The 11,480-nt window shown below is 69.1% G+C and carries 10 protein-coding genes; 5 read left to right on the top strand and 5 right to left on the bottom strand.

The features are described from left to right. Nucleotides 1-35: 35 nt before the first annotated feature. Nucleotides 36-908: a carbohydrate ABC transporter permease gene (locus ACIOHP_RS36785; RefSeq protein ID WP_351678264.1), complete on the bottom strand. Its 873-nt coding sequence runs from the start codon at nt 906-908 to the stop codon at nt 36-38. Continuing rightward, entirely contained in the window at nt 902-1,885 is a 984-nt protein-coding gene (locus ACIOHP_RS36780) for an ABC transporter permease (RefSeq protein WP_401894194.1), read from the bottom strand. Before ACIOHP_RS36780 ends, ACIOHP_RS36785 begins: the two co-directional genes overlap by 7 nt. 226 nt (nt 1,886-2,111) lie before the next feature. Here ACIOHP_RS36780 and ACIOHP_RS36775 point away from each other — a divergent pair, with 226 nt between their 5' ends. Both ACIOHP_RS36775 and ACIOHP_RS36770 read left to right on the top strand, forming a co-directional pair. Continuing rightward, a complete protein-coding gene (locus tag ACIOHP_RS36775; RefSeq protein WP_401894191.1) occupies nt 2,112-3,101 on the top strand; it encodes an acetylxylan esterase in 990 nt (329 codons plus the stop codon). 28 nt (nt 3,102-3,129) lie between these two features. Next, the gene (locus ACIOHP_RS36770; RefSeq protein WP_401894188.1) at nt 3,130-3,615 is read left to right on the top strand and encodes a hypothetical protein; all 486 of its coding nucleotides are present in this window, start codon (nt 3,130-3,132) and stop codon (nt 3,613-3,615) included. A 1-nt stretch (nt 3,616) separates the two neighbouring features. On the opposite strand, the gene ACIOHP_RS36765 is transcribed toward ACIOHP_RS36770, so the two are convergent. Next, complete coding sequence (locus ACIOHP_RS36765) at nt 3,617-6,841, bottom strand: GH92 family glycosyl hydrolase (RefSeq protein WP_401894443.1); 3,225 nt, start codon at nt 6,839-6,841, stop codon at nt 3,617-3,619. 333 nt (nt 6,842-7,174) lie between these two features. Between ACIOHP_RS36765 and ACIOHP_RS36760 the strand changes: the two genes are divergently transcribed. Continuing rightward, nucleotides 7,175-7,765, top strand: a complete 591-nt coding sequence (locus ACIOHP_RS36760; RefSeq protein ID WP_401894185.1) for an HD domain-containing protein — start codon at nt 7,175-7,177, stop codon at nt 7,763-7,765. A 101-nt stretch (nt 7,766-7,866) separates the two neighbouring features. Here ACIOHP_RS36760 and ACIOHP_RS36755 read toward each other — a convergent pair whose 3' ends face one another. Next, nucleotides 7,867-8,949 carry a lytic polysaccharide monooxygenase gene (locus ACIOHP_RS36755; protein ID WP_401894183.1) on the bottom strand — a complete coding sequence of 361 codons (1,083 nt, stop codon included), beginning with the start codon at nt 8,947-8,949 and terminating at the stop codon, nt 7,867-7,869. A 730-nt stretch (nt 8,950-9,679) separates the two neighbouring features. Here ACIOHP_RS36755 and ACIOHP_RS36750 point away from each other — a divergent pair. Together ACIOHP_RS36750 and ACIOHP_RS36745 are read left to right on the top strand one after the other, a co-directional pair. After that, nucleotides 9,680-10,537 (top strand): helix-turn-helix domain-containing protein, encoded by an 858-nt coding sequence (locus tag ACIOHP_RS36750; RefSeq protein ID WP_401894181.1) that lies wholly within the window; start codon nt 9,680-9,682, stop codon nt 10,535-10,537. Nucleotides 10,538-10,582: 45 nt separating this feature from the next. Then, on the top strand, nt 10,583-11,026 hold the full coding sequence (locus tag ACIOHP_RS36745; RefSeq protein ID WP_401894180.1) for a hypothetical protein: 444 nt from the start codon (nt 10,583-10,585) through the stop codon (nt 11,024-11,026). A gap of 265 nt (nt 11,027-11,291) precedes the next feature. Here the strand turns inward: ACIOHP_RS36745 and ACIOHP_RS36740 are convergent, their stop codons facing one another. After that, nucleotides 11,292-11,417, bottom strand: coding sequence for a DUF397 domain-containing protein (locus tag ACIOHP_RS36740; protein WP_401894178.1), 126 nt, complete (start codon nt 11,415-11,417; stop codon nt 11,292-11,294). Nucleotides 11,418-11,480 lie beyond the last annotated feature (63 nt).

The following is an 11,480-nucleotide window of genomic DNA, read 5'->3' as shown; positions in this document are numbered from 1 at the left end:
ATACTCCCTTGTTCCGTAGGTGAATTGAGTGAGCGTCAGCCCTTGACCGCGCCGAGCATCACGCCCGAGACGAAGTAGCGCTGGACGAACGGGTACACGCAGAGGATCGGCAGCGCGGTGAGCACGATGGTGACCGCCTGGATGTTCGCCCCGACCTGACTGAGCTGCTCCGTGCCGGCTCCCGCGTTGGAGCCTCCGGTGGCGCCCTGGATGAGGTTGCGCAGATAGACCGTGACCGGCATCAGATCGGTGCTGTCCATGTAGAGGAACGCGCTGAACCAGGAGTTCCAGAAGGACACCGAGTAGAAGAGCACCATCGTCGCGACGACCGCCTTGGACAGCGGCAGCACGATCCGGAGCAGGATGCCGTAGGTGCTCAGGCCGTCGATCTGCGCGGCCTCCTCCAGTTCGGCCGGCAGGCTCTCGAAGAAGGCCTTCATCACCAGGAGGTTGAAGACACTGATCGCGTTGGGCAGCGCGATCGCCCACACGCTGTTCTTCAGGCCGAGGCTGGTGATCAGGACGTACTGCGGGATCAGGCCGCCGGTGAAGAACATGGTGAACACCGCGACACCGACGAGCGCGGTACGCCCCTTGAGCTGCTTCTTCGACAGGACGTACGCGTAACAGGTCGTCAGGACCATCGCCACGGCGGTCGCCACGACCGTGTAGAACACCGTGTTGCCGTAGTTGCGCCAGAACATCGAGTCCTGGAACACGATCTTGTACGTGGTGAGGTTGAACCCCTTGGGCCACAGGGTCACTTCACCGGCCCGGATCTGCCGCTCCCCGCTGAAGGAGCGGGCGACGATGTTGACGAAGGGGTACAGGGTCACCAGCACCACGAGGCTGAGGACCACCCCGTTGACGCCCTGGAAGACCCGGTAGGAACGGCTCGGCCTCACCACAGGCTGGTCCCCACCGTGCGGCGCGACAGCTGGTTCGCGGAGACGATCAGCACCAGGCCGATGATCGCCTCGAACAGGCCGATGGCGGCGGCGTAGCTGAAGCTGCTGGACTCCACACCGGTCCGGTAGACGTAGGTGGAGATCACGTCGGCGGTCGGATAGGTCAGCGCGTTGTAGAGCAGCAGGACCTTCTCGAAGCCGACCGCGAGGAACGTGCCGATGTTGAGGATCAGCAGCGTGATCATGGTGGGGCGGATGCCGGGCAGGGTGACGTGCCAGATCTGCTGCCAGCGGTTGGCGCCGTCGATGCGCGCGGCCTCGTACAGGTCCTCGTCGATGGTGGTGAGCGCGGCCAGGTAGAGGATCGTGCCCCAGCCGGCGGTCTGCCAGATCTCGGAGCCGACGTAGATCGTGCGGAACCACTCGGGTTCCTGGATGAACCGGATCGGGTCGTGGCCGAACCAGCCCAGGACGTGGTTGACCGGGCCGTCCGTGGCGAGCATCTGCAGGGTGATGCCGGCGACGATCACCATCGACAGGAAGTGCGGGAGATACGACACCGACTGCACGAACCGCTTCAGGGAACGCCGGCGTACCTCGTTCAGCAGCAGGGCCAGCACGATCGGGATCGGGAAGCAGAAGACGAGGGTGAGCCCGCCGATCCACAGGGTGTTGCGGAACACCTGCCAGAAGGTGGGGTCGCTGAGGAACATCTCGACGTAGCGCAGGCCCACCCACTGCTCGCCGAAGATCGAGCCGCCGGGCTGGAAGCGGCGGAACGCGATCACGTTGCCGAGCATCGGCAGATAGCGGAAGACCAGGAAGAACAGCAGCGGCAGCAGCGCCAGCGAGTACAGCTGCCAGTCGCGGCGCAGTGCCCGTCTCCAGGGCACGCGGGCGGAGGGCGGAGGCGGTGGGCCGGGGTCCGGTGGGCCCTGGATGCCGGGCGGAGAGGCCGACTTGGTGGAGGTGCTCATGCTCGGTCCTCACAGGAGGGGGGAGTTGAACCGAAACTTTCGAGCTCTTACCGGTAACTTCGCGGCAACCTAAAGGCACTCGGAAAGCGCTGTCAATGGGTGCCGCAGCGGGCTCTTGGGGCAAGCGTGTGGAGTTGAAGTCTCGTCCGCGTGGGGTAGAACACGGAGAACCGGCACTTTGATCTCCGCAAGTTTCCCTCTGCCGTCCGACTCCTGCGAGGTGCCCGTGCCCGCGTTCGACCTGCCGCTGACGGAACTGGTGCACCACCGCCCGCTCCCCGAAGAACCCGCCGAATTCGACGAGTTCTGGCACGAGACCCTCAAGGAGGCCGCGCAGCCCGAGGTGTTGGTGTCGGTCCGGCCGGTGGAGACCGGTCTGCGTCTGACGCAGACCTGGGACGTGACCTTCCGGGGCTTCGCGGGCGACCCGGTGCGCGCCTGGTTCAGCCGACCGGCGGGCGTGCCCGAACCCCTGCCCGCAGTGGTCGAGTTCGCCGGGTACGGCCGCGGCCGCGGCCTCCCCCACGAGCGCCTGACCTGGGTGACCGCCGGATACGCCCATCTGCTCATGGACAACCGCGGCCAGGGCGACCAGTACGGCAACGGCGGCCACACCCCCGACCCGCACGCGCGGACACCCGGCGGCCCTGGCCCGGCGGTACGCGGTCTGCTCGCCCCGCACGACTACCACTACCGCCGCCTCATCACGGACGCGGTACGCGCGGTCACGGCCGTCCGTGAGCTGCCCGGGGTGGATGCCGGACGCGTCGCCGCCGCCGGCAACAGCCAGGGCGGCGGCCTCGCGCTGGCCGTCGCGGGGCTCGTCCCGGACCTGGCGGCCGCGCTGGTGACCGCACCCTTCCTGTGCGGCATCCACCGCGCCCTGGAGCTCACCGACGCGAGCCCGTACGGCGAGATCACCGCGTACCTCTCCGTCCACCGCGGCTCCGAGCAGGCCGCCCACCGCACGCTGGCCTACATGGAGGGCATCTCCTTCGCCCGCCGCGCCCACGCCCCGGCCCACTTCGGGGTGGGCCTGCGCGACACGGTCTGCCCGCCGAGCGGGGCGTACGCCGCCTTCAACCGCTACGCCGAGCTGTCCGGCGCCGGCCCGCGCACCGAGATCCACGCCTATCCGTACAACGGGCACGAGGGCGGGGACGCGGTGCAGGTGCGCCGCCAACTGGACTGGCTGCACCGGACCTTGGCGGGCTGACGGAAGGCTCACGCCCTACGATGCGCGGGTGGAGAAGACAGTGACCGACGGCCCCGAGCACCGTGTGGGCGACATTCTGCGCGTGACCTGCCCGTGGACCCCCGCGAAGGTGGCCAGGGTCGCGGGGCGGTACGCCTTCATCGTCTGGCCGTGGGCCGAGATCGACCCGGACTCGCGGTACCGGTGGGACGGCCAGGTCGCCATGCCGACCGACCCGGACTCCCTCGAGTGGTGGCAGGGCGTCTTCCACACGGAGCCGAAGCCCTGGGAGCTGTCGGCCGGGGACACCTGCCTCGTCGGCGTGCCCGAGACCCTGATCCGGGTCCTCGACATTGAGAGCCACGACCCGCCGGCGGACCGGGGACGGCTCCCCCGGCCGCGCACCACGCTGGTCGTGGCCCACGTCGATCAGCCGGCCGGGACGTGGGCCGAGGAGGAGGGCCAGGGATTCGTCATCGACCCGCACGCGTCCGAGCCCCTCACCTTCGAGCTCGTCTCCCGCGCCGGCCCGTAGGTCAACCGACCGCGAGCGTGAACACGTGCAGTCGCGGATCGTCCGGCAGCCGCACGCTCGCGATGCGCTTGCCCGCCGGCGCGGTGAACGGCTCGGTGGCGAAGACGTACGTCGCGACCTGATCCCTTCCGCCTCCCGCGATGTTCCGGTACGCGGCCTCGGCGACGACCTCGTTGCCGTACCGGACACTGCCGCCGCCCCCGCCCCTCGTCCAGTCGGTGAAGGACAGGTCGGTCGTGTCGGTGGTGCCGTCGGTGTAGGTGACGGTGGCCTCGGACCGCCGGTTGCCGAGGACCGCGCTGCCGACGAGGGACAACTGGCTTACTGGCTCGTCCAGTTGCACGGTCTGTCCCGCGGCCGATGCATGGTCCGGCCGCCCGCTCGGCGAGTCCGGCCAGGTGAAGGCCAGGGCACCGACCGTGCCCCGCGCACCCGGCGTCAGCCCCGCCGCGGCCAGCGCCTGCCGGGAGTAGCTCCAGCCGCCGCCGTCGAAGTCGGCCTCGGTGTGGTCGCCGGAGTCGTCCGAGACGCCGGTGCCGTTGTAGGCGGCGAGGAGGGTGCCGGGTGCGGCGACGGTCAGGGCCACGGGTTGGACGTAGGAGGTCACGGCGACCTTCACGTCGTAGAAGCCCTGCTCGATGCCCTTGCCGGCCGTCAGCACGATCTCCCGTGTTCCCTCGACGACCCTGCCCTCGGCGGGAGTCGCGGTGATGCCCTCGGGCGTCTCCACGCGGAATCGCACCTCGCCCCCGCCCATCGGCAGGGCTTTGACGCCGACCTTCGTGCTGCCGCCCGGGGCGAGCGTCGCCGTGGTCGGGCCGACACCGATCTGGTACGGCTGCTCGCCCTCGCGGAAGGACGGCGGGGCGTCCTCAGGGGCGGCACCCCAGGACCGGTCCGGGGTGCCGGAGAGCGTGTAGTCCAGCCGGCCGCCATCCCGCACGAAGGCGGCGGGCAGCCAAGGACGGTTGCTCACACGGCCGTTGACCTTCAGGGAGTGGATGTACGGCGAGTCGGCGGCGGCGCCCTCCGCTCTGACGGCGATGTCGCCGCCGCCCGGCCGGTCGATCTCGATCCGCGGGAACAGCGGTGAGGCGAGGACGAGGTCGACCCGCGAGGGGACCTGCGGATACATGCCGAGCGCCGAGAAGACATACCAGGCAGACATCGCGCCGAGGTCGTCGTTGCCCGGGATGCCGCCCGGCCGCGCCGACCAGAGCTGCCTCATCGCGGCACGGACGGTCTCCTGCGTCTTGTACGGGGCGCCCGCGTAGGCGTACAGGTAGGGGACGTTGATCGACGGCTCGTTGTCCAGCTCGGCCTTCTCCCCGCCACTGCCGGTCAGGGCCCAACCGCCGTCCTCGGCACGGAAGAAGCCGTCGAGCCGCGCCACCGCCTCGCCCCTGCCGCCCATCGCGGCGAAGAGCCCGGCCGGGTTGTGCTGGACCATCCAGGTGTACTGCGCCGCCGTACCCTCGACGAACCCCTGGCCCGTGCCCGGGGTGAAGCCGGTGACCCAGCTGCCGTCGGCGTTGCGGTCGGCGATGTAGCCGCCGCTGGGATGGGCCGCCGGGTTGAAGCTGTTCTGCCACCACTGGGAGCGCCCGGCGAAGTCCGTCGCCGTGCCCTTCTCGCCTTCCACGGCGGCCAGTTGGGAGAGCGCGAAGTCGGCGCCCGACATCTCCAGCGTCTCGGCCGCCCCGCCCCAGGCGTGGGAGACGGACGGCATGTAGTGATGCTTCAGGTACTTGTCCAGGGACGGGCGCTGACCGACCGACAGCACCGGCCGCCCGGCGGACGACAGGTCCTGCCCGGTCGGCACGGTCGCCGCCTTCACCAGCGAGGCGAGCGCACCACGCACATCGAAGTCCGTGCCTCCGAAAGCGTGGATACCGGCGAGCGCGATGGGTGCCGGGTCCCCGTTCATGACATGGGTGCCGCTCGCGCCGTGCAGCCAGCGGTCCCAGATGCCGCCGTTCTGCTCGGCCAGTTCGTACAGGGACTGGGCGATGTCGGAGCCGGTGTCCGGCTCCAGCAGGGTGAGCAGCTGCACCTGGTCGCGGTAGACGTCCCAGCCGGAGAAGGTGCCGTACTGGGCCCCGCGGGCCGTGGTGTGCACCTCGCCGTCGGCGCCGCGGTATCGGTCGTCGACGTCACTGATGACGTTCGGATGGAGGAGGGAGTGGTAGAGCGCGGTGTAGAAGGTGGTGCGCTCGGCATCCGTGCCACCGCCGACCCGGATCGCGTCCAGCCGGTCGCGCCAGGCACCGCGGGCGGCCTTCCGTACGTCGTCGAAGGTGCGGTACGACGGGTTCTCCGCCGCCAGATTCGCCTCGGCGCCCGCGCGACTGACGTAGGAGATACCGACCTTGACGTTCACCGGTCCGGCCCCGGGTGCGAACTCGACGTAGCCGCCCGCGCCCTTGCCCGCGACGGGCCGTCCCCCGTTCGCGAAACCGCCGGTGCCGCCGGACGCCTGCCGGGAGCCGGGAACGAGGCGCTCGTCCTCCCAGGTGCCCGTCGACTTGAAGGCGCGGTCGAAGTGCGCGGTGAAGTGGAGGGTGTAGTAGGCGCGTCGGCCCTCGGGGTCGAGGTGACCGCAGAAGTTCCCGGAGGTGACGGAGCCGGAGACCCTGCGGCCTGCCGGGTCGATGTCGATCCGTGAAGCGGTCGAGCCCACCTCGGAGTCGGCGGTACGGATCAGCAGTGAGGCCGGCTTGCCGTCCGGGTAGCTGAAGCGGGCCGAGCCGGTGCGGGTGGTGGCGGTCAGGTCGGCCGTGACGCCGGACGCGAGGGCGACCTCGTAGTGGCCGGGCTCGGCGGTCTCGTCGGCATGGCGGAAGTCGGCGGCGTACACCGCGTTCCCGGTGTCGCTCGCGGGCGAGGTGGTGACCTCACCGGCGTACGGGAAGAACGGGATGTCGCCGCTGCCGCCCGCGCAGCCCGTGCCGGACATGTGGGTCAGGCTGAAGCCCCGGATGCGGGTGGCGTCGTGGTGGTAGCCGCCGGGCGCCGCCGTGCGGGTGGCGTCGCCCCAGGTGTTCTCGGGGCTCCAGGAGAGCATGCCGAAGGGGGTGACGGCGCCGGGGAAGACGTTGCCGCCGTTCCTGGTGCCGATGAGCGGGTCGACGTACGGCGTGGGGTCGTCGACGAGTCCGGGCGGCGCGGCGGGGGCGGTGGGGGTGACGCCGGCGAGCGTGAGGGCGACGGCGAGGATCAGGGACATCACGTGCGCCAGCCGTACCACGGGGCCGGTGGGCGGGGGTTCTGCCACGCGGAGGCACCACCCGGCCGGGGCAACGCCAACTCGCTTGACTTCGCCTTCCATTGACGCGATAGAGTGAGGTTTAGACCACTAGACAACGTTGTCCGACACCGCACGGACGCGACATCGCGGCATCACGGCGTCGCCACAGACCAACCGACACCCGGGCAGGGACTCCCCCCGTTCGCCTGCCCGGCCCGCGGACCCGGTGGGGATGCCCACCGGGTCCGCTCAGGCCACCTGGCGCCTGTGAATCGGGCACCGAAAGCAGGCCTCCGCGCCTAGCCTGTCCGCGTGACTCGCACCGATCTCCTCCTTCGCGCCCTCCAGGACCCTGGCGACCCGCCGCTGCGTCCGCTGCCGGACCGGGCGGCGGAACTGCTGCGGAAACTCGACGCGCCGCCCCGCCTGGCCGCCCATCTGCGGGCGGTGCACGACGTGGCGTACGAGCTCGTCGAGTGGGTGTCGCGACGGCACCCGGGGCTCCCGCTCGACCGCGAGGCCGTGCTGTTCGGCGCGGCCACGCACGACATCGGCAAGACGGCCCACACCGCCGAGCTCTCCGGCCCGGGCTCGGCGCACGAGGACGCCGGCCGCGAGCTGCTCCTCTCCCACGGCACAGCCCCCCACCTGGCCCGCTTCGCCGCCACCCACGCCACCTGGACCCTGCCGGACCTCGGCATCGAGGATCTGCTGGTGAGCCTCGCCGACAAGATCTGGAAGAACAAACGGGTGCCGGAGCTGGAGGACCTGGTCGTGAGGAAGCTGGCCGCGGCGAGTGGGCGGACGGTGTGGGAGGAGTTCCTGGACCTCGACGACCTGCTGACGTCCGTGGGCGAGGGGGCGGACGCGCGACTGGGGTTCCAGGGGACGTATCCGGTGTGAGCCGGGGCCGGCGGTGCCGCGTGAACCGACGACTCCCCGGGGAATGACCGGGTGCGCGGACCCGGCGGGCAGCGGCTCACGCCCACCGGGTCCGCTTCGGCTCAACCCACCCGACAGGGAAGGTTCGTTGCCGTGTCGCTGCCGCCGCCTTCGACGACGTAGCCGAACGTGGTGCTCGCGCCTGGAGCGAGGGATCCGTTCCAGTTGGCGTTGTGGACCATCACGTCCTGGCCGGTGTACGTCGCGTTGCCGTTCCAGAGGCTGTTCACCTTCTGGCCGCCCGGCAGCGTCCAGTCGACCATCCAGCCCAGCATCGGGACATCGCCGGAGTTGGTGACGGTCACCTCGGACTGGTAGCCGCCGCTCCAACTGCCCGTGGTCCTACGGGTCGCGGTACAGGTGCCCGGCACCGGCTCGCTCGGGTTGCCCGGTTCGTGGATACCGGTCACCTCGCCGTTGCCGCCGTCGAAGACGACGTCGGAGCAGGAGTAGAAGGTCTCCGCACTGTCCGAGCGCTGCCAGACCATGTAGATGATGTGGCGGCCCGACTTGTTCGCCGGAAGCTGCCCGGACCATGAGTAGTTGGCCTCGACCGTACCCGGGCTGCCGTTCAGCGGCGGGTGGTCGACGGAGAGGAAGGGCCGGTCCTCCATGTCGTCCCAGGTGAGGGTCTGCGTCGCGTCGAAGCCGTCCTTGGTGACGTAGACGTAGAACCAACCCGGGTGCGCGGCCCAGGCGTTGTAGGAGAAGTCGACGGTCGCGCCCGAGGTGAGATGGGTCAACGGCCAGTCGTTGCGGGCGGCGTTGAAGCCGGTGAAGTTGGTGTTGCCGCCGCTGCACAGTTCGCCGTCCGGCACGAAGCCGCGGGTGCGTCCGGCACCGTCGGAGCGCAGTACGGAGAACCAGTTGTAGAACGGCGTGGTGCCGCTGACCGCCTGTGCGTTCTTGCAGGCCGGGTTGACCGGTTTGATCTCGCCGGTGTCGGTCAGTCCGTCCTGCCAGCACAGGAAGGTACGGCTGGCGGGCTTCATCGGGGTGCCGTGGGCCTCCGCCGGACCGCCGGTCGACATCACCAGCGTGATGGCCGGGATCGTGGCGAGCAGGGAGACCAGGACGAGGAAGAGGGCTCTGGCGCGGGTGGGGAGGGCTAATCGGCGACCTGGGGACGCCGCTGACTTTGTCATGATCATGACAGTCCAGTCCGTTCCTTGAGGTACGGGCCGTGCGGGATGCGTGCGTGCGGATGAGCGGGGTGGGGGGATTCCCTGGGGCAGGTTCCGGTCCGCCATATGGGAGCGCTCCCACCCCGCCTGTTGCGGAAGTTAGCGCGAACGGGGGCGGCTGTAAACGGGTGGCGCGTGAGAGGTGGCCGTCTAGGGCGTGGTGGGGAGTGGCCGTTCGACTCCGGAAGCGGAACCGGAGGCGGACCTGAAGGGCAGACACCGGAGCACGACCGCGTGACGGCTTCGACCACCTCACCCGGGGCAGGCGCGGGGCCCCTTGAACAGCGGTCGCTCCACGTCTCGATGACCTCACCGGTAGCGCCCGGAATTCTCGACTTCACGCCGTACACCTCGAGCGCCCATCTCGTGCGCCGAGCGCAACTCGGCACGCCCTGAGAGGTTTTCGTGCGCCCTTCGAGCTCCCTTGCTTCGACACCTCGGAACTGGAGCACGACTCTTCGGAGCACAAACACCCGTTCCGGCGTTCTCTTCCTAGGTGCGACCCATCGTGCGGACGCAGCTCAAGGGGCCTCATGGAGTTGACGTCGCCCCATCGACACCGCCGCCAACACGCTCGTGGCTTTTAGCTCTATCCTCTTTGCTAGAGGCATAATGAGAGGAGCTAATAGCTAGGAACTTTCTGTGCATGGCCGATCAGGTTCAGGGTACGTGCACGGGCGAAGGAGCGGCGATGACCCCCGTGGACCCCAGTCTGAACCGGCGCAAACTACGTCTCGCACTGCGACAGGCGCGCGAGCGTGTCGGCCTGACTCAGCGCGAGGCAGCCGAACAGGTGGAGTGGTCCCAGTCGAAACTGATCCGGGTGGAGACAGGTACGGTCAGCGTGTCCGTCAGCGATCTGCGCGCGCTGGTGACGCTCTATCGCATCACCGACCCTGCCGAGGTACACGAACTCGAACAGGCGGCCCGGGGTAGCAAAGGGGCGAGTTGGTGGTCGAAGTACCACGACGTGGTCACTCCTCAGTTCGCCCAGTATCTGGGCTACGAGAGCGCCGCCACGTCCCTGAACACGTATCACCCCATCGTCATCCCCGGCCATCTGCAGACCCGTGCGTACGCGGAGGCGCTGCTGGCCCCCCGCGGCCTCGCGCCCGAGCGGGCCGAGCGGGTCGTGGACCTCAGGATGGAACGTCAGGAGCGGATGTTCGACGGCTCCGGCAGGCCGGTCACCACGTTCGTGCTGGACGAGGCCGCGGTGCGACGACAGATCGGCGGAAGGGAAGTTCTGAATGGGCAGTTGGATCAGTTGCTCGACTTCGGCACACGCGACGGCATTACGCTCCGCATCTTGCCGTTCGACGCCGGGGCGCACTACAGCACTCTGGGTAGCTTCGTCCTGCTGAGCTTCCCCGACGACGACGATCTGCTGTACCTGGAGCATGCCGCCGGCAGCATGACCGGCGGCGAGGACCTGGAACTGCTGGCCCGTTACCAGGAGTGCTTCCACACGATCACGGAACTGGCGCTCGGTGACATCGAGTCTCGCGACCTGATCGATCGCATCAAGCAAGACCTCGGGGCCCGCTAGATCTGCGGCGCCCATGGCTGGCGGTGAAGCCAGGGGAGGACCGACGTGGTCGTCAGGTCGATATCTCAGGGCCTACAACAGTGGGTCACCACTCTGCTCGGCGGAGCAGCAGGGCTGAACGACGAGGAGCTCAAAGCACAGGCCATCAAGAACCAGTCCGAGACGGACCGCCTGGTCCAGATCGAGAACGCCCGCGGCACCGTGAAGCTGAAGCTTGTGACGATACTCGGCACGCTCGCACTGATCGCCCTCGCGATAGTGGTCGGAGCGATAGTCGTGGTCGTGCAAGCGGCCGGAGAGCTGAAACTGCCGTGGTCCCGAATAGGCACAGTCGTGGGCACCTTCCTCTGCGCCTCCGGACTCACCGGCCTGGTGGCACGGTGGGTGACACGGTGGTTCAAGCGCCGCCGGGCGATCGGCACTCCTACCGCGGCGCCCGCGTCCCAGAACCCTCCGGGAGGCGACCCGAATCAGATGACGTCACCATGACATGGCTGGCCTTCCACACACCCGCCCCGACGGACATACCGACGGCCACGGTCACCCACAGGATCCTCTTGGCGAGCAGGCTGTCGACGAGCAGGGAGGCGAGGGCAGCCGCCAGCGTAGCCAGCGTGCCGGCAGCGAGCGCAAAAGCCAGGGCGCCACCGATGACCGCCTCCCGTTTCCCCCTCTTCTTCCCCGAATGACGCACCGCAGATGCCTCGGCACCCATACAGGCCCCCTACCTACTGCCGATGGCCGGTCAAGAACTTCACGAACCCTCTAACGCCCCCTGCGTCACCGCGCGAAGGAACCGTGTCCAGACGGGAGCGGTGAACTGAACGAACGAGCGAAGGGGTTCCTTGGAGTCACGGGCGAGCACTCGGTCCTCACACACAGCGACCTCCACGCACTCGGACTCATTGCCACACCTACTGCTCCTGCGCCACAAGGGTTTCCC

Origin of the sequence: Streptomyces sp. NPDC087859 (genome assembly GCF_044742595.1) — a bacterium.
GTDB lineage: Bacteria > Actinomycetota > Actinomycetes > Streptomycetales > Streptomycetaceae > Streptomyces > Streptomyces canus_F.
The sequence above is the reverse complement of the archived record's forward strand: the minus strand, read 5'-3'. Positions and strand labels throughout refer to the sequence as shown.

What these genes read in the sequence shown, in the direction of transcription:
- ACIOHP_RS36780 (WP_401894194.1), bottom strand. Translation starts at nt 1,885, where the DNA reads ATGAGCACCTCCACCAAGTCGGCCTCTCCGCCCGGCATCCAGGGCCCA.
- ACIOHP_RS36765 (WP_401894443.1), bottom strand. Translation starts at nt 6,841, where the DNA reads ATGTCCCTGATCCTCGCCGTCGCCCTCACGCTCGCCGGCGTCACCCCC.
- ACIOHP_RS36755 (WP_401894183.1), bottom strand. Translation starts at nt 8,949, where the DNA reads ATGACAAAGTCAGCGGCGTCCCCAGGTCGCCGATTAGCCCTCCCCACC.
- ACIOHP_RS36750 (WP_401894181.1), top strand. Translation starts at nt 9,680, where the DNA reads ATGACCCCCGTGGACCCCAGTCTGAACCGGCGCAAACTACGTCTCGCA.